This window comes from Amycolatopsis sp. NPDC033938, assembly GCF_055575975.1.
Genome location: NZ_JBVIRO010000005.1, coordinates 144212 through 163917 on the forward strand (window position 1 = coordinate 144212; position 19706 = coordinate 163917).

4 protein-coding genes are annotated in these 19706 nt (G+C 71.2%); all 4 read right to left on the reverse strand.

What is annotated here, in order from left to right; genetic code table 11:
- Nucleotides 1-123: 123 nt before the first annotated feature.
- The 4 genes from ACZ5ZX_RS16685 to ACZ5ZX_RS16700 all read right to left on the reverse strand — a co-directional run bounded on the left by ACZ5ZX_RS16685 (nt 124) and on the right by ACZ5ZX_RS16700 (nt 19538).
- Nucleotides 124-1299, reverse strand: a complete 1176-nt coding sequence (locus tag ACZ5ZX_RS16685) for a cytochrome P450 (protein WP_465502876.1) — start codon at nt 1297-1299, stop codon at nt 124-126.
- A gap of 230 nt (nt 1300-1529) precedes the next feature.
- On the reverse strand, nt 1530-1739 hold the full coding sequence (locus tag ACZ5ZX_RS16690) for an MbtH family protein (RefSeq protein ID WP_465502877.1): 210 nt from the start codon (nt 1737-1739) through the stop codon (nt 1530-1532).
- The gene (locus ACZ5ZX_RS16695; RefSeq protein ID WP_465502878.1) at nt 1736-7312 is read right to left on the reverse strand and encodes an amino acid adenylation domain-containing protein; all 5577 of its coding nucleotides are present in this window, start codon (nt 7310-7312) and stop codon (nt 1736-1738) included. Before ACZ5ZX_RS16695 ends, ACZ5ZX_RS16690 begins: the two co-directional genes overlap by 4 nt.
- A gap of 25 nt (nt 7313-7337) precedes the next feature.
- Nucleotides 7338-19538 (reverse strand): non-ribosomal peptide synthetase, encoded by a 12201-nt coding sequence (locus ACZ5ZX_RS16700; RefSeq protein ID WP_465502879.1) that lies wholly within the window; start codon nt 19536-19538, stop codon nt 7338-7340.
- Between the last annotated feature and the right edge of the window lie 168 nt (nt 19539-19706).

The following is a 19706-nucleotide window of genomic DNA, read 5'->3' on the forward strand; positions in this document are numbered from 1 at the left end:
CCACCCCGCGCCCCCCCCCAACACAGGCCCCTGGGGCGGGGGGGGGGGGGTTGGGGCGCGTGGTGGCGGTGGGGCCCCCCCCCCCCCCCCCCCCCCCCCCCCACCACCGGCACCGACGCCGCGCTACCAGTCGAGTAGCAGGGCTTCCACGTCGAACGGTGGCGGACCCAGTTTGATCTCGCGGTCCGGCTCCGCCAGCTTGAGTGTCGGGAAGCGGTGCGCCAGCGCCGGAATCGCCGTCCGGAACACCATCTCGGCCAGCGGACGGCCGAGGCAGTGATGGATGCCGTGCCCGAACGTGACGTGTGCGGGCTTTTCCCGGGTGATGTCGAACCGGTCTTCCTCGTCGGGGAATTTCCGGCGATTCGCGGCCAGCAAGGAGCAGGTGACGGCGTCGCCCTTCTTGATGAGCTGATCGCCGATGCGCACGTCCTCGAGCGCGATGCGCGGAGTGGTCTTCTCGTCGCTGGTGAGGTACCGGGCCACCTCGTTCAGCCAATCCGGGATGGTCTCCGGTTTCTCCCGCAGCAGCGCGAACTGGTCCGGGTTCTCGGCCATCAGCCACGCACCCGCCGCGAGGAAACGAGCCACCTGGTCCCCGCTCGCGCCCATGACGAACGCGGCCACGCCCAGCAGTTCCGCGTCGGTGATGTCGTCGCCGTGTTCGCGCACCACCGCACCGAACATGTCGTCACCGGGATCGCGGCGGGTCTTGGCCGCGACCTGGCCCATGTAGGTCCAGAACTTGTTTCCCGCCGCCACACGTCGTTTACCCGACCGCTCGGACCGGCTCGCGTGCAGGGCGCGGGACAGGTCCGCCTGATCGTCACGGGGAATGCCGAGGAAGTCGCAGATCACCGTCGTCGCGACGGGCCAAGCGAACCGGGGGACGAAATCCACCGGGCCACCGGTGGCCTCGATGTCGTCCAGGGTGGCCTTGACGATCGCCTCGATCTGTGGCTGGAAGGCCTGCATCCGCCGGAAGGTGAACGCGGACGCCACCATCCGGCGCAGACGCGTGTGCTCCGGCGGGTCGTACTGACCGAGGAAACCGGGCCAGATCCGCCCGGCCGCGGTCCCGCCGAAGAGCAGCTTGGCGCTGAACTTGTCCGAGCCGAGAACTTGCCGGATCTCTTCGTACCCGGTGGCGAGCCACCCGGTCCGTCCGTCGGGGGAATGCTTGTCCTCCAAGATGGCCCAGGAGCCTTCGCTCATCAGGGAACGCAACTCCGGCCCCGGATCGAATCGGTCTCTCCGGTGTATTTCCGTGCCCCGGAGGGCGTTGTTCTCCTCGAACACCGCACAAGGTCCTTTCGCCTCGTCCAGCCGATGAATTAGGGGCGGGCGACGCCGGGGCGTGTCGCGCCACATCCGCACGCGCCCGTTCGGCCGCAGGTGTCCGTGAAGGCCTCCTTGCCTACCCTGAAGGTAGGGAAGGAGGCCTTCACTACGCCACCGGACGATGCCTGTTCGCGACCAAGCCACCGCGCTCGTCCAACCGTCCGCCTTGAGCGGCTGGACACCTTCTCTCAGGCGCTCGTTTCCCGGATGAGGCTCTTCGGCCGGAGGTCCGTCCAGTTCTCCTCGACATAGGCGAGGCACTCCTGGCGAGGGGCCTCGCCGTGCACCCGGGTCCAGCCGGCGGGCACCTCCGCGAAGGACGGCCACAAGGAGTGCTGCCCTTCGTCGTTGACCAGCACGAAAAAGGAACCGTCTTCGTTGTCGAAGGGGTTGGTCATCGTTGTGTCCTTTCACCCTCCGGGCGGTGCCGGAGTTTCTCGGCGACGATGGCTCCAATTTGGCCCAGCGCCGCGGTTTGCACCATGTCGTAGTGGTTGGACGGGATCTCGTGGGCCTCGATGGACCCGGTGGTGAACTCCTTCCAGCTGGCTTTCGCCACCGGGACGGGCAAATGCTCGGGACGGTCCACCGTGGCGATGAAGAGCAGGATGTCCCCGGCGAAAGGCGAAGAGGTGTGGCGCGGCCCGATCTCCCAGAGGTTGCGCATGACCGCCTCCAGGCGGGCACGGGCGGCCTCTCCCTTGACCAGTTGCCCCGCGAGATCCAGATCCGCCTGATTCCGCCGGGAGAGAGCCGCTTCCTCGCTCGCCGCGCCGGTCGTCTTGCGTCCCATGTAGACGGGATAGGCGTCGAGCAGCGCGAGCAGGCCGACCTGCTCCCCGTCCGCTTCGAGCAACCTGGCCATCGCCTGCGCGATGCGGCCGCCGAGCGACCAGCCGAGGAGGTGGTACGGACCTTCGGGTTGCACGGCACGGATCTGCGCCAGGTAATCGGCGGCCATCTCCTCGACACTGCCCGGCAGCGGCTCCGTACGCGCCAAGCCGCGCGCCTGCACGCCGTAGACCGGCTGATCCTGCGGGAGGTACCGCAGCAGCGGCTCGTAGTTCCAGCTCAGTCCGCCGCTCGCGTGGACACAGAACAGGGGCGGGCGGTCACCGGTGACCCGCAGTGGCAACAGGATCTCGAAGTCACCCGTCTTCACCGAAGCGCTCGCTCGCCGCCGCTCGCCCACGACGACCAGGGTCTTGGCGGGGGTCTTGCGGGCGAGCAGGCCGGTGTGCAGCATCCGGTGCCCCGCCTCCCCGAACGGACAGGGCACGGTCGGCAGTTCGGCCGGTCCCTCGTCCACCGCGGGACCGGTGACGTAGAGATCGCCGACGACGCCGGGAGCGACGGGGCGCAGCCGGTCGTCCAGCAGGAGCGCGCCGAGCGGGCTGTCCCCGGCGACGTCGGCGACCACCTGCGGGACGGCCCCGGCCCAGCGCGCCGGGGCGATGGGCGGACGGCCGCGTTCGAAGTCGTCCAGGAAGAGGTCCAGGTCGCTGATCCGCCGCTGGGGGTCCTCCGCCACCTGTTCGAGGACGCGGACCAGCCGCCGCGCCACCGACTCGGCCGTGGCCTCGTCGAACAGGTCGGCGGCGTAGTGCAGCGCGCCTTCGAGGCCGCCCGCTTCGTCATCGTCGTCGAAGCGCTCGGTGAGCTCGACCGCCAGATCCAGCTCCATGGCCTCGGTCCCGCCGGCTTCGACGCTGGTGCGCAGCGCCGGCAGTTCCGCCGCCGACCATCCGTCGATGTCCTCCTCGTCCACCCGCAGCCCGACCTGGAACACGGGGTGGCGGGAGAGCGAGGCAGGCAGATCCAGCAGCTCGACGATCCGCTCGAAAGGTACGTCCAGGTGCTGTTCCGTGGCCTGGAAGGCTTCCTGCACCCGGGTGACGACCTCCAGGAAGGTCGGATCCCCCGAGAGATCCGTGCGCAGCGCGAGCGGCCGGGTGAACGGCCCGATCATCGGTTCGAGGTCGAAGAGTTCCTCGTCCCGCGGCAGTGTCGTGCCGATCACCACGTCGTGGCCCGCCCCGTACTTGATCAGCAGCATGGCGAGCGCGGCGTGCACCAGCTGGAGCGTTTCCGCGCCCAGTGGTTCCGCCACCTCGGCCAACCGGGCGTGCGGGCCGTCGGCCAACCGCAGCGCGATCGAGCCCGCCCGCCGGGACGGGACGGCCGGCCGAGGACGGTCGAACGGGAGCACCGTCTCCTCGTCGATGCCCGCCAGGTTGTCCCGCCAGAAGGTGATCTGCTCGTTGATCAGGCCGCCCGGCTCGTTCTCGCCTTCGAGCAGCCGCTGCTCCCAGAGCGCGTAGTCGGCGAACTGCAAGGCCAGCGGCGCCCGCTGCGGCACCCGGCCCTCGCGCCGCGCGCCGTACGCGGCCGCCAGGTCGCGGAAGAACACGTCCAGCGAGTCGTCGTCGGCGAGGATCCGGTGGATCTGCAGATGCAGCACATGCTCTTTGTCCGAGAGCGCGAACAGTTCGCACCGCCACGGCACTTCCCTGGTCAGGTCGAAGTCCGACCCGCGCCGCTCGGCGAGCAGCCCCGGCAACTCCTCCTCGGTGACCGGGACCGGCGTCGGCTCGACCGGCCAGGCCTCGTGCACCTCCTGGCGGACGCTCTGCGCGTCACCGGGGAAGGTCGTGCGGAGCAGTTCGTGCCGGGCCGCGACGTCGCCGAGCGCCGACGTCAACGCGGGCACGTCCAGTTTTCCGCGCAGGCGCAGCGTCACCGAGGTGTGCAGGCCCGCCGTCTCCCCGCTCGGATCGGCCAGCAGCCAGGCACGCAGCTGCCGGGCGGTGAGGGGCAGCCGGTCCGGCCGCGGGACGGCTTCCAGCGCGGGCCGTGACTTCGCGGCGAGTGCCCTGGCCAGACCCGCGGGCGTCGGCGAAGAGAACAGCTGCCGGATGGGCAGGTCCGCGCCGAGCTCCTCCCGGATCCGCGCGACGAGCCGCATGGCCAGCGCCGAACTGCCACCGAGATCGTGGAAGGCGTCGTCGACCCCGACCTGGTCCACGCTGAGGATTTCGGCGAACAGCGCGCACAACACCTTCTCGGTCTCGTTCTCGGGCGCCTTCTCCGACGAGCGTCCCGCGAGATCCGGGGCGGGCAGCGCCCGGCGGTCCACCTTGCCGTTGGGGGTGACGGGCAGGCCGGGCAAAGCGACGACCGCGATCGGGACCATGTAGTCGGGCAGCACCAGTGCCATCTGCCGCCGGATCTCCTCCGGTCCCGCGTCGGTGCCGTCGGACACGAAGTAGCCGACCAGGCGCTTTTCGCCCGGCTGGTCTTCCCTCGCCAGGAGAACGGCCTCGACCACGCCTGGCTGGGCGGCCAGCACGGACTCCACTTCGCCGAGCTCGACCCGGTAGCCGCGGATCTTCACCTGGTCGTCGGCGCGGCCGAGGAACACGATCTCGCCGCCGGGGGTCCAGCGCGCCCGGTCACCGGTGCGGTACATACGTTCGCCGTCGAGGAACGGGCACGCCACGAACCGGCCCGCCGTCGATCCCGGGGCGTTCAGGTACCCGCGGGCCAGGCCCGTGCCCGCGATGTACAGCTCGCCTTCCACCCCCGGCGCGACCGGGCGCAGGAAAGCGTCGAGGACGTAGATCCGGCGGTTGGTCATCGGGTGGCCGATCGGCAGCTCCCCGTCGATCACGTCACCGGGTTCGATCGGCAGCCACGTCGCGCACAGGGTGGTCTCGGTCGGCCCGTAGGTGTTGCGCACCCGTAGACCGGGCTGGGCCCGGCGCAGATTTTCCACCGACTGCAGGGGGACCACGTCGCCGCCGGTCCCGATTTCGACCAGTCCTTCGAAGCACTCGGGCGCCGTTTCCGCCAGCGCGCGGAAGGTACCGGCGGTGAGGTGGACGAAGGTCGCGCCCCGGCGCACGGCCTGCCGCACCCCGGCCGCGTCCAGCGCGCCCGGTTCGGTCAGCAGGACCCGGGCGCCCGAGACGAGCGGCACCCACATCGCGTACAGCGACGGGTCGAAGACGTGCGTCGCGTGCATCAGCACGCCGTCGTCCGGACCGATCTGCCAGCCCGCGTCACCGGCCAGACCGGCCACGGCCCCGTGCGGGATACCGACGCCCTTCGGCAGGCCGGTGGATCCCGAGGTGTACATGACGTACGCGAGATCGTCGGCGTGCGGCCGGATTTCCGGTGCGGCGCAGTCGTTCACGGCCGCGCGCGTCCCGGGCGCGTCGAGCACGATCGCGTTCTCCGGCGCGACCGCGCTCGTGGCTTCGGTGCACAGGACGGTCGAGACGCCGGAATCGCCGAAGATGAACGAGATCCGCTCCGCCGGGTACTCGACGTCCACCGGGACGTAGGCGGCGCCCGCCTTCCAGATCGCGAGGAACGCGATGATCAGCTCCGGCGACCGTTCCATGGCCACGCCGACCCGGTCGCCGCGGCCGACCCCTTGACCGGCGAGGTAACCGGCGAGCCGGTCCGACGCCCGGCCGACCTCGGCGTAGGTCAGGTTCGCGCCGGCGGCGTCGGTGATCGCCACCGCGTCCGGCGCCGCGGCCACCCGCCGGGCGAACAGTTCGACGACGGAGTCTCCGGGCACCGGGCCGTCGGTCGCGTTGAACTCGTCCAGCACCAGTGCGCGCTCGGCTTCGCTCACCAGCGTCAGACGGCCGACGAGGACGTCGGGCTCGGCGACCAGGCGCTCCAGCACCCTGGCCAGCGCGCCGACGACCGATTCGGCGGCCGCGGGGCCGAACAGGCTCCGGTCGTAGTCGAGGATCAGCGGCATCCGCTCGCCGGGTCCGGTGACCAGCGTGAACGGATAATGCGACGAGTTGCGCCCCCGCTTCACCGGGATCAGCGCCAGTCCGCCGTCCGACGTCCGGCCGAGTCCCTTGCGGGGGAAGTTCTCGTAGATCACGAGGGTGTCGAAGACCGCCCCCGGTCCGACGACCGCCTGGACGTCCTGCAGGCCGAGGTGCTGATGCCCCATGAGCGCCGCCTGCTCGCGCTGCACCCGGGCGAACAGGTCGACCGCGCGTTTCCCGCCGTCGAGCCGGACCCGTACCGGCAGGGTGTTGAGCAGCTGGCCGACCATCGCTTCCACCCCGTCGAGGTCGGCGGGCCGCCCGGAGGCGGTCGCGCCGAACACGACGTCGTCACGGCCGGAGAGCTGCGCCAGCACGACGGCCCACGCGCCCTGCACGACGGTGTTCAGCGTGAGGTCGTTGCCCCGCGCGAACCGCGCCAAACCGTCCGTCAGTTCCGTGGACAGCTCGACCACCGTCGTGTGGATGTCCGGTACGTGGGCCGGGTCGGGCGCGGCGACCGTGGTCGGGGTGTCCAACCCGGCGAACCCGTCGCGCCAGGCCGCCCGTGCCGCGTCCTTGTCCTGCCGTCCCAGCCAAGCGAGATAGTCCCGATAGGACACGGTGGGCGGAAGGCCGGACGCGTCCCCGCCCGCCGCGTAGATCGCGGCGAGCTCACGGTGCAGGATCGGCATCGACCAGCCGTCCACCAGCACGTGGTGCAGTGTGTGCACGAGCCGGTGGCGGTCGGGGCCGAGCCGGAGCAGGTGCAGTTTCATCAGCGGCGCCGCCTCGACGCGCAGCCGCTCGGCCGCCTCGTCGGCCGCCAGCCGGTCCACCTCGCCCTCGGCGACGTCCTCGGGCAATCCGGTCAGATCCGTTTCACGCCAAGGGATTTCGGCCTCCCGCGCGATCACCTGCACCATCTGCGCGCCGCTGACGTAGCGGAAACAGGCCCGCAGCGCGGCATGCCGGTCCACAAGGGCCTGCCACGACGCCCGCAGCAGAGCGGCGTCCAGCGGTCCGTCGATGGCGTAGACGGTCTGCACGGTGTAGGTGTCACGGCCCTCGTTGTCGAGGGCGGTGTGATAGAGCATTCCCTCTTGCAGCGGGGAAAGAGGCCAGACGTCCTCCACGCTGGAGCGACGCTTCGCGCGAGTGTCGTCAACGGTCACAACTTGCTCCTTATGCCTGTGGTGGTCATTCGGCCAACCCGGCCTCGAGTAGGTCCATCTGGTCAGGGGAAAGGGCGACGAGCGGGTCCCCGGCGGGTTCCGGTGCCGCGGTGGTTTCTTCCTCGGCCGGGAGTTCCTCGGCGATCGCCGCCAGTCGTTCCGGCGTCTTCTCGTCGAAGACCTGCCGCGGGGTCAGCCGCAGCCCGAGGGCGCGGGCCCGGACCGACACCTGCATCGAGGTGATCGAGTCACCGCCGAGTTCGAAGAAGCTGTCGTCCGGCCCCACCTTGGCGAGGCCGAGCACCTCCGCGAACAGGTCGCACAACTGCGCTTCCACGGGGGTGCGCGGGGCACGATCCGAGGACATCGCGGCGAAGTCGGGGGCCTGCAGCGCCCGGTGGTCGAGCTTGCCGTTCGGGGTGAGCGGCATCTTCTCCAGCGACACGAACGCCGCGGGCATCATGTAGTCCGGCAGGCGTTCGGCGGCCAGCTCCCGCAGCGCGGCGGCCAGCGTGCCGTTCTCCGCGGCGGCGTCCGCCGACGGCACGACGTAGGCCACCAGCCGCTTGTCGCCCGGCCCGTCCCGGCGGACGGAGACCGCCACCTGGCCGACCCACGGATGGTCCGCGAGCACGGCCTCGATCTCGGCGGGCTCGACGCGGTAGCCGCGCACCTTGACCTGCGCGTCGACGCGGCCCGCGAAGATCAGCTGGCCTTCACTGGTCCAGCGGAACAGGTCGCCGGAGCGGTACATCCGCTCGCCGGGGGCGAACGGGCTGGCGACGAACCGTTCCGCGGTCAGGCCGGGGCGGCCGAGGTAGCCGCGGGCCAGTCCGACACCCGTGATGTAGAGCTCGCCGACCACGCCGGGCGGCACCGGCCGCAGGAAGGCGTCGAGCACGTAGTGCCGCACGTTGTGGATCGGGCCGCCGAGCGGGACCACGTCGTGTCCCGGGGACAACGGGGCGCTCATCGTCGAGCAGATGGTCGTCTCGGTCGGCCCGTAGGCCTGGATCACCCGGCGGCCCGGCGACCAGCGGTCCACCAGCGCGGCCGGGAGGGCCTCGCCGCCTGTGAGCACGGTTCGCAGGGTGTCCGGCAGGTCGTCCTCGCTCGCCAGCACACTCGGCGACACCGTCAGATGCGTGATGCCCGCCTGCCGGATCGCGTCGCCCAGCGTCACCCGGGGCGGCATGCTCGCCGCGTCCGGCAGGACCAGGGTCGCGCCTGCCAGCAGGGACATGTAGAGCTCGGAGACCATGGCGTCGAAACCGATCGCGGACAACTGCAGGATCCGCGAGGACGACGTCACGGCCATCCGCTCGATGTGCGCGTACCCGAGGTTGACGAGTCCGGAATGGGTGACCAGGACACCCTTCGGCACCCCCGTCGACCCGGACGTGTAGATCACGTACGCCGCGTCTTCCGGTGCCACCAAAGGCAATGCGGCGGCCGGACCGGTGGCGGGCAGCTCCTCCAGCACCAGCACCGTGCCCGCGAACTCCGCGGGCACGAACGACCGGGTCGCCTTCGTGCACACCAACACCCCGGGTGCCGAGTTCGCCAGCATGAACTCGACGCGGTCACGCGGATAGTCCGGATCGACCGGGACGAACGCGCCACCGGCGAACGTGACCCCCAGCAGGGTCACCGCGAGGTCGACCGAACGCTCGACCAGCACGCCCACCCGGGCTTCCCGCCGCACGCCCGCTCCGGCGAGCAGCCTCGCCAGTGCCTCCGCTTCGCCGAGCAATTCCCGGTACGACAGGCTTCGCGCCGCGTCCTCGACGGCGACCGCGTCCGGTGTCCGCTCCGCCTGCTCGCGGAGCAACACCGGCAGCGTCTTCTCCGTGAGCGGCGCGTCGGTCCGGTTCCACTCGTCCACCACGAGACGGCGCTGCTCCGGACCGATCAGGCCGATCCGCCCCACCGGCGTCGACGGTCGCGCCAGCACCTGTTCGAGCGCGCGGACGAGCGCCGCGGCCATCTCCTCGGCTCCGGTCCGGTCGACCACGTCCGGCCGGTAGATGAGTTCACCGCGGACGGGGCCACCCGCCACCGAAGCGCGCAGGGACAGCGGATAGTGCCCGTCGTCGTCCGAATTCCCCGCGGGGCTCATGACGAGCGCGTCGGGGCCGTCGAACCGGGGCGGCGGTGGCGGGTAGTTCTCGAACACCACGATCGTGTCGAACGCCGCGCCGCGGCCGGCGAACTTGGTGATCTCGCTCTGCCCGACGTGCTGATGCGGCAGCAGCGCGACCTGCCGTTCCTGCAGGCCCTTCACCATCTCGACGAACGGCTCGCCGCCGTCGAGGCGGGCCCGGACCGGCAGCATGTTCATGAACAGGCCGACCGAGGACTCCACGCCGGGGATCTCGGGCGGACGCCCGGCGACCGCGGCGCCGAAGACGACGTCCAAGCGTCCGGTCAACCGGGCCAGGTGCAGTGCCCAGATCCCCTGGAAGAGCGTGTTCGGCGTGACACCGTGACGGCGGCTGAACTCCGCCAGTCGCCTGCTCGGCTCGTCGCCGAGCTCGAACCTGACCCGTTCGGGCTGCAGGGGCGTGAGAATCGACTCCGGCGGGACGACGTGCGTCGCCTCGTCGAGGCCCGCGAGTTCGGTCCGCCACGCCTCCAGTGCGGCCGTCTTGTCCTGGCGGGCGATCCAGGCCAGATAGTCGCGATAGGACGCCGCCGCGGGCAGCGCGTTGGCGTCACCGCCCGCTTCGTACGCCGCCAGCACGTCGGTGGCGACGAGCGGCAGGGACCAGCCGTCGACCACGATGTGATGCGACGTGAAGACCAGCCGGTGCCGTCGTTCGCCGAGGCGCACCAGATGCAGCCGCAGCAGCGGCGCCTTGGCCAGGTCCAGCCGTTCGGCGTGCTGCCCGGCCGCGATCCGGTCGAATTCCGCCAGCGCCTCGTCCTCCGGCAGCTGCGACAGGTCGGTTTCCTGCCAGGACAGCGTCACCTCGCGGGCGATCGCCTGCACGGCCGTACCGGAGGGGAGCTGATGGAAACTCGCCCGCAGGGCGGCGTGCCGGTCGAGCAGGGCCTGCCACGACGCGCGGAAGCGGGCGACGTCCAGCGGGCCGTCGAGGGCGAGGGTCCGCATGCTCGCGTAGACGTCCGGGCCGCCGTCGTCGGTGGCGTGGAACAGCAAACCTTCCTGCAGCGGCGAAAGCGGCCAGATGTCGAGCAGGTCCGGCGCGGCCGCCTCCACTTCCGCCACCTCTCGCTGCGTCAGCGTGACGAGCGGGAAGTCGGATGGCGTGTGGCCCCCGGCGCCGACGTCTTCGCCGTGCGCGGCGAGCCCGGCCAGCATGTCCAGCCAGGTCCGCGCGAGCGACTCCGCCTCGGCGTCGCCGAGAATCCGCCCCGCCCAGGTGAGGGTCAGGGTGAACTCGGGTCCGTCCGCCGTGTCCGCCACGACCGCGTCGATCTCCACGGCGTGCCGCAACGGGGTGTCCCGCTCCGCCGCGTCGCCGACGATTCCCGTTATCCGCCAAGGCCGCGGGGCACCGTCGGACCGCGACGAGAAGCGGCCGAGGTAGTTGAACCCGATCTCCGCCTTCGGCAGCGCCGCGAGGACCGGCGCCGTCTCGGCGTTGAGATGGCGCAGCATCCCGTAACCGAGCCCACCGTCGGGCACGGCTCGCACGTTCTCCTTGACCTGCTTCAGCAGACGACCGGCCGCGGCGCCGCCCGCGATCGCTTCGGCCGGGTCGACCCCGGACACGTCCAACCGGAGCGGATGGACATCGGTGAACCATCCGAGCGTCCGCGACAGGTCCATGTCACCGATCGGACGGCGGCCGTGGCCTTCGACGTCCACCACGACCGCGGTGCCGCCACGCCACCCGGCCACCGCGCCGGCCAGGGTCGCCAGCAGGACCTCGTGGACACCACAGTGGAAGGCCGAGGTGACCTTCTCCACGAGTACGCCCGCTTGCTCCCGCGACAAGGTCCACGACCTGCGTCCCGCGGTCGACACGGTGTCGCGCCGGGGATCGAGTTCGCCCAGCCGCGACTGTGCGCCGTCGAGGATCTCCGTCCACGTCGCCAGCTCCGCGGTCCGGTTCGCCGCCTCGGCGGTCAGCGTGCGAGACCAGCGCCGGAACGAGACGTCCGGCGGGTCGAGCCGCGCTCGGGTGCCCGCGATCGCGGCTTCGCAGGCCGCCTGCAGGTCCGGCAGCAGGGTCCGCCACGACACCACGTCGACCACGAGGTGGTGCGCGGCCACCACGAGCCGTCCGGGGCGGTCCGGTCCGGCGTCCACCAGGACCGCCCGGACCAGCACGCCCCCGACCGGATCCAGGCGTGCCGCCGCGTCACTCGCGATTTCGTCGATACCGGCGACGTCGAGGTCGGCGGCGTCGGCCCGTTCGACCAGTGTCGCCGCGTCGACCGTTCCCCGCTCGGCCACGACCAGCCGGGGCAGGCCGCCCTCGGTCTCGACGATCCGGCTCCGCAGCAGGTCGTGCGTGTCGATCACCGCGCCCAATCCGGCCGCCAGCGCGGGCACGGAAAGGTCGCCGGGCACGTCCACGATCACCCACTGCGCCATGCCACCGCGCGTCAGCCCGAGCGGGTCGCGTTCGAGCAGTGCCCGCACCACCGGCGTCAACGGGACCTCTCCGACGCCCTCGCCGTCCTCGGTCCGGGTCCGTCCGCCGTGTTCGGCGACCGCCGCGATCCCCGCGGGTGTCTTCTGGTCGAAGACCTGCTTCGCCCCGAAGACGAGGTTTTCGCGGCGTGCGCGGGCGGCCAGCCGCATCGAGAGGATCGAATCCCCGCCCAGTTCGAAGAAACCGTCGTCGGCGCCGACCCGGTCCAGCCCGAGGATCTCGGCGAACAGCGCGCACAACAGTCGTTCGGTCTCCGTACGCGGTTCGCGCCCGGCCGCCTTCGCGGTGAACTCGGGGGCGGGCAGGGCCGCGCGGTCGATCTTCCCGTTGAGCGTCAACGGGAAACCGTCCAGCACCAGCACCACCGACGGCACCATGAACTCCGGCAGTCGGGCCGCGAGATGCGCGCGGACCGCGTCGGATTCCAGTTCCCGCCCCGGTTCCGCGGTCACGTAGGCGATCAGCCGCTTCTCACCGGGACGTTCCTCCCGCGCCAGAACGATCGCCTGCGCGACGTCGGGGACCTCGGTCAGCGCCGCCTCGACCTCACCGGGTTCGACGCGGTAGCCGCGGATCTTCACCTGGGAGTCGGCACGCCCGCCGAAGAGCAGTTCGCCCTGCTCCGTCCAGCGCGCCAGGTCGCCGGTCCGGTACATCCTTCCCGCGCCGAACGGATTGGCGACGAAGCGCTCCGAGGTCGACGCGCTGTTGCCGAGGTAGCCGTGCGCCAGTCCGGCACCGGCGATGTAGAGCTCACCGGTCACGTTCGGGGCCAGCGGCTGCAGGAACGCGTCGAGCACGTAGACCTGCCTGCCGGCCAGCGGCCCGCCGATCGGCAGGACGTCGCCCGTTTCGGCCCCTGGTTCGAGGACGAGCCAAGTGGCGCAGAGGGTGCCTTCGGTCGGGCCGTAGAGCTGACGGAACCGCACGTCCGGGCAAGCCAGGCGCATCCGTTCGACGGAGGCGAGCGGTACCGCGTCGCCACCGGTCAGGATCTCCCGCAGCCCGCGGAAGGACTCCGGCGCTTCCTCGGCCACCGCACGGAAAGCGCCCGCCGTGAGATGGACGGTCGTCACACCGCGGGAGATCGCGTCGCGGAGCCGCTCCGCGTCGACCGTGCCCGGTTCGGCGACCACCACGCGGGCCCCGCTGACCAGCGGCACCCAGATCTCGACCAGCGACGCGTCGAAAGCGTGTGACGCGTGCAGCAGTACGTGATCGCCGGGGCCCTGCGACCAGCCCGGGTCGCTCGCCAGCGCCGCCACACTTCCGTGCGGTACCGCGACACCCTTCGGCACCCCGGTCGATCCCGACGTGTACATCACGTACGCGACGTCCTGCGCGCCGACCGTCACCGGCGGTGCCTCGTACCGCGCGCCGTCGATCGCCGTCAAGTCCGCGAGCACCGGCTCGACGCCGTCCGGCACCGCCTTGCGGTTCGCTTCGAGGCAGACCGCGACCGACACTCCCGCGTCGGCCAGCATCCGCTCGATCCGGTCCGCGGGGTAGCCCACGTTCACCGGGACCTGCGCGGCGCCCGCCTTCCAGACCGCGAGCAGGGCGACGAGAAGGTCCGCGCCGCGGTCCATCACCACGCCGACGCGGTCACCGCGCCGCACGCCGACGGCGGCCAGATACCCGGCCAGCCGGTCGGATTCGCGGTCGAGGCCGGTGTAGGAGAGGGTGCGTTCGCCGTCCACGACCGCCACCGCGTCCGGCGAGGCGCCAACCTGCCGACGGAACAGCTCCAGCACCGACGTCGTGTCGGCCGCTTCACCCGTCGAGTTCCAGCGTTCCACCACCGACGCGCGCGCCGGTTCGCTCGTCACGCCGAGGCGACCGATCGGCAGCGAAGGCCGTGCCACCACCTGTTCCAGGACACGGACGACCTGCCTGGCGATCTCGGCGGCCGGTTCGCCGCCGATCCGGTCCGGCCGGTAGGAAACGTTGATCCGCAAGCGGTTCCCGAGGCTGACGTTCATGGTCAGCGGATAGCTGGTGCCGGTCCGGGTGACGACCGAGCTGATCACGACACCACCGTCGTCGCCGAGACCTTCGGCGGTGTGCGGGTAGTTCTCGATCATCACCATGGTGTCGAAGACCGCGCCGGAGCCCGCCACCTTCTGGATCTCCGGCAGCCCCAGGTACTGGTGCTCGGTCAACGCCGACTGGCGGCCCTGCAGATCCTGGAACAGCTCCAGCACCGGACGGCCGCCGTCGAGCCGCACACGGACCGGGACGGTGTTGATGAACATCCCCACCATCCGCTCGACGTCCGGCACCTCCGCCGGCCGCCCGGACACCACCGACCCGAACACCACGTCCGTCCGGCCGGTCAGCCGCGCCAGCACCAACGCCCACGCGGCCTGCAGGATCGTGCTCGACGTCAAACCGTGCCCGCGGGCGAGCTCGGTGAGTGCCCGCGTCGTCTCCTCGGAGAGCCATTCGGCGTGCTCACCGGGCATCACCATCGTCTTGTCGGCGTCGGCGTCCACAAGGGACGGTTCGGTCGCGCCGTCGAGTTCGGCCAGCCACGCCGCCCGGGTCGCCTCCCCGTCCTGACCGCCCAGCCATGCCAGATAGTCCTTATAGGACGGTGCTGTCGACGGGAGCTGCCCACCCGCGTAGGCGGTCGACACCTCACCCAGCACGAGCGGCGTCGACCAGCCGTCCAGTACGACGTGGTGCGAGGTGAGCACGAACCGGTGCCGGTCCGCGGCGAGCCGGATCAGCAGCAGCCGCAGCAGCGGTGCCTCGGTCACGTCGAACCGCCGCGCCTGATCCTCCGCGAGCAGCCGTTCGACCTCGGCGGCCGCGGCCGTCTCGTCGAGCTGTGACAGATCCGCCATCCGCCAAGGGAGGTCCACCTCGTCCACGACGACCTGCACCGTTTCACCGGAGCCCAGCTGATGGAAGCCGGTCCGGAGCGACGCGTGCCGAGCGACCACCCGGTTCCAGGCCGCGCGCAGCCGTCGCGCGTCGAGCGGCCCGTCGAGGTCCAGGATTCGCTGGCTCTGATAGACATCGACCCCGTCGGCGTCGAAGGCCCGTTCGAAGAGCATGCCTTCCTGCAGCGGTGACAACGGCCAGACGTCGGTCAGCCCCGGCACCGCGGCTTCCAGCTCCGCCACGTCCGGCCGCGTCAGCTCGACGAGGTCGAAATCCGACGGCGTGTGGCCGCCCGCGTCGGGATCCTCGGCGAGGGTCGCGAGGCCGGTCAGCATCTCCAGCCAGGCCTCGCCGAGCCGCTCCACCGTGGCGAGATCGGCATCCCGGGTGTCGATGGCCAGCCCCAGCCGGGGTCCGGCCGGGGTGTCCTGCAGTTCCGCGCTGACCTCCACGGCGTGCGCGAGGACCATGTCCGGGCCGCCGCCGAGCGGCCCTTCCCCGACGGGCTGCCACGCGGTGTCCTTGGGGGCGAGCACGGTCCGGCCGAGATAGTTGAACCCGATCCGCGAAGACGGCAACCCGGCCAGCCGCGCCGCGGTCTCCGGGTTGAGATGGCGCAACAACCCGTAACCGGATCCGTCGCCGGGGACGGCGCGGATCTGTTCCTTCACCGTCTTCAGCAACCGCCCGGCGGCTGCGGTGTCCACATCGGACAGTTCGAGCCGGACCGGGTGGACGCTGGTGAACCAGCCGACGGTGCGCAACAGATCCTCGCCGTCGGCGGCCTCGCGACCATGGCCTTCCACGTCCACCAGCAGCCCGGCGCCGGTACCGCGCACACGCGCCACTGCTCCCGCGAGGCCGGCCAGCAGGACGTCCTGGATCCCGCAGTGGAACGCCCCCGGCAGCAGGGTCACCAGGTTGCGCACCTCGGTGCCGGAGAGCCTCGTGGACCACGAGTGCGACTGCCCGGTGTGCCGTCCGGTGTCCGGCTCCCATGCCGGGTCCGCACCGTCCAGTACGGCGATCCAGTCGTCGAGTTCGGCCACGGTGCGCTCGCTGAGCGCCCGCTCGGTCAGCGAGCGCGCCCACTGCCGGTAGGACGTCGCCGGGAGTTCGAGGGCAGGGGTCCCCCCGGAGATCACCTCGTCGTACGCCGCCCGCAGATCCGGCAGCAGGATGCCCCACGAGACCGCGTCGACCGACAGGTGGTGCGCCACGAAGGCCAGCCTGCCCGGCTCGGCCTCCCCGGCGTCGATCCACACGATCCGCGCCATGATTCCCGCCGACGGGTCCAGCGTGCCCGTCGCCGTCCTGACCTCGCGCTCGGCGATCTCGTCGAGATCCCCTGTCCCGGCGGCCACCCGCGTCACCAGTCCGGCCGCGTCCACCGCACCGCGCTCGGGCACGATCAGCCGACCGTCACGCTCCACCCGGGCACGCAGCAGGTCATGGGTGTCCAGCACCGCTCGCAGCGCGGTCACCAACGCGTCCAGGTTCAACCCCGCCGGGGTGACGACGACCCTCACCTGCGCGAAACCGGGGCGCATCGCGTCGTCGCCGAGGGCGCGCATCACCGGCGTCCACGGGATCTCACCCACGCCGGGGACGACCTCGGCGCGGGGTGCCGTAGCGGCCTCTTGCGCCAAAGCGGCGAGGCGCTCAGGAGTCCGGTGCTCGAAAACCTGCCGCGGGGTAAGGGAAATCCCTTCCCGACGCGCACGAGCGGCGACCTGCATCGACGAAATCGAGTCGCCGCCCAGCTCGAAGAACCCGTCCTCGATCCCGACCCGGTCGAGGCCGAGCACGTCGGCGAACACTCCACAAAGGATTCGCTCGGCCTCGGTGGTCGGCTCCCGGCCCGCCGCCTTCGCCGCGAAGTCCGGTTCGGGCAGTGCCCGCCGGTCCACCTTTCCGTTGACCGTCAACGGCAGCTCGGCCAGCACCAGCACCGCGGCCGGGACCATGAACTCGGGCAGCGTCTCGGCGAGCTGTTCGCGCAGCGACGCCGGGTCGACCTCGCGACCCGCTTCGGCGACCACATAACCGATCAGGTGCTCGTCCCTGGCGAGGACCACGGCCTGCCCGACACCCGGCAGACCGGCGAGGGCCACCTCGATCTCGCCGGGCTCGACCCGGTAGCCGCGGATCTTCACCTGGTCGTCGGCCCGTCCGGCGAAGGCCAGCGTCCCCTGATCCGTCCAGTACGCCCGGTCCCCGGTGCGGTACATCCTCCCGGACGGCACGAACGGGTCGGCGACGAACCGCTCGGCCGTCAACGCCGGACGATCCAGATATCCTTGCGCCACACCGGCTCCGGCGGCGTACAGCTCGCCGGGCACCCCGGGCGGCACGGGTCGCAGGAAGGCGTCGAGGACGTAGACGCGCCGCCCCGCGAGCGGTCGTCCGATCGGCAGCACCGAGCCCGTCCGGTCGCCGGGTTCGAGCAGCCACCACGTCGCGCAGAGCGTGGCCTCCGTGGGGCCGTAGAGATGCCGCACCCGCACGTCCGGACACGTCCGCCGCACGCGCTCCACCGCCGCCAGCGGCACCGCGTCGCCACCGGTCAGCACCTCGCGCAGACCGGCGACCGACTCCGGCGACTCCTCGGCCAGCACGCGGAAGGCGCCCGCGGTCAGGTGCGCGGCCGTGACGCCACCCGCGACGTAGGCCGCCAGCGCCGCGCCGTCCACCGCACCCGGTCCGGCCAGCACCACGCGCGCGCCCGACAGCAGTGGGACCCACAGCTCGAACAGCGAAATGTCGAACGCGTGCGAGGCGTGCAGCAGCACGGCGTCATCGGGGCCGACTCGCCATCCCGGTTCCCCCGTCAGCGCCGCGACGTTGCCGTGCGACACGGCGACACCCTTCGGCGTCCCCGTCGAACCAGACGTGTACATCACGTAGGCGAGGTCTTCCGGGCTCGTGCCCGCCGACCGGCGCGGCGACTCCGCCACCGCCTTCCGCGTCCGGGGATCGTCCAGGACGATCGGATCGAGGCCGACGTCCAGCACGACGTCCCGGTACGTCTGCGTGCACACCACCGCCGACGGCCCGGAATCCGCCAGCATGAACTGCACGCGGTCCACCGGGTAGGCGGGATCCACCGGCACGTACGCCGCGCCCGCCTGCCACACCGCGAGCAAGGTCGCGATCAGCTCGGGTGACCGGTCCAGCACCACGGCGACCCGGTCTCCGCGCCGGACTCCCTTGCCGGTCAGGTAACCGGCGAGCCGCTCCGCGCGCTCGGCGAGTTCTCCGTACGACAGCGTCCGATCGCCGTCGACCACCGCCACCTCGTCGCGGCGGTTCTCGACCTGGGCACCGAACAGCTCCAGCGCCGACCGGCTCGGCGGCGCTTGCGAGGACACGCCCCAGGCATCGACCACCAAGGCACGCTCGGCCGCGTTCGCCACCTCGACGTCGGCCACCGTCAGGTCACCCGCGTCCGCCAGCTGACGCAGCACCCCGGTGAAGCGCTCGACGATGGCGAGCGCGGTGTCCTGATCGAAGGAATCGGTCAGATAATCGAGTTTGAAGTACATCGTCTCGCCGGGGACGGCGACCAGCGTCAGCGGATAATGGGCGGCCACCCGGCCCTGATGGACTCCGATGCCGAAAGTCTCCGCGGAACCCAGTTCGCCGGAATCATGGTGGAACTTCTCGAAGACGATCAACGTGTCGAAGACGGCGCCGGGGCCCGCCGCCTGCTGGATGTCCGCCAACCCGACGTACTGGTCGGGAATGAGCGCCGACTGCTGCCTCTGCAGCTCCGTCAGCAACTCGACGACCGGGGTCGAGCCGCGCAGCCGCACGCGTACCGGAACGGTGTTGAGGAACAGCCCCACCATTCCCTCGACGCCCGGCAGATCCGGCGGGCGCGCCGAAACCGCCGCCCCGAAAACCACGTCCGTGCGGCCGGCCAGCTGCGCCAGCACCAGCGCCCACGCGCCCTGCACCACCGTGTTCAGCGTCAACCCGTGACCGCGGGCCAGCTCGCCCAGCGATCGCGTGAGCTGCTCCGGCAGCTCGATCTCGACGCTCTCCGGCTCGACCGGCGCCCGCCCCGGATCGGCGGGCACCACCAAGGTCGGCTCGTCCACACCGCGCAGCCGTTCCGTCCACGCCGAGAGCGACTTCGCTTTGTCCTGACGGCCCAGCCACGCGAGATAGTCGCGGTACGACGTCACTTCCGGCAGGTCCTGCGGACCGCCGTCCGCCGCGTACAGCCTCGACATCTCGTCGAGCAGGATGGGCAACGACCAGCCGTCCATGATCGTGTGATGGCAGGTCACCACCAGGCGGTACGCGCGGTCACCGAGCCGGATGAAGGTCAACCGCAGCAACGGCGCCTGCGCGAGGTCGAACCTCGTCGTCCGGTCCTGCTCGGCCAAGGCCCGCACGGCCTCTGCGGCGTCATCGAGGTGGGAAAGGTCGACCTCCCGCCACGGCAGGTCCACCTGCCTGGCGATGAGCTGCACCGTCTCGCCCGATTTGCGCTGCCGGAAACAAGCCCGGAGCGGGGCATGCCGGGCCAGCAGCGCCTCCCACGCCGCGCGCAGCCTCGCCGCGTCCACCGGGCCGTCCAGGTCCAGGATCCAATGACCTATGTAGACGTCGGGCCCTTCGCCGTCGTAAACCGCGTGGAAGAGCAACCCGGCCTGCAAGGGCGACAGCGGCCAGATTTCCTCAATCCGCGACTGGTTCATCAATGTCTCCCTCGATCAGCAAAGGGCCTGAAGTTCGTCGAACTCAGCTTGAATTCCGGGTGGGTCGTGAGTGGCGATTCGGGTTCTAAAACCCAAAACCACCAAACACAAACCCCCCCCCACAAAAAACCACAGGCCAAAATACACCCCACTAGAAAAATGGCTAAA

What these genes read in the sequence shown, in the direction of transcription:
- ACZ5ZX_RS16690 (WP_465502877.1), bottom strand. Translation starts at nt 1,739, where the DNA reads ATGACCAACCCCTTCGACAACGAAGACGGTTCCTTTTTCGTGCTGGTC.
- ACZ5ZX_RS16700 (WP_465502879.1), bottom strand. Translation starts at nt 19,538, where the DNA reads ATGAACCAGTCGCGGATTGAGGAAATCTGGCCGCTGTCGCCCTTGCAG.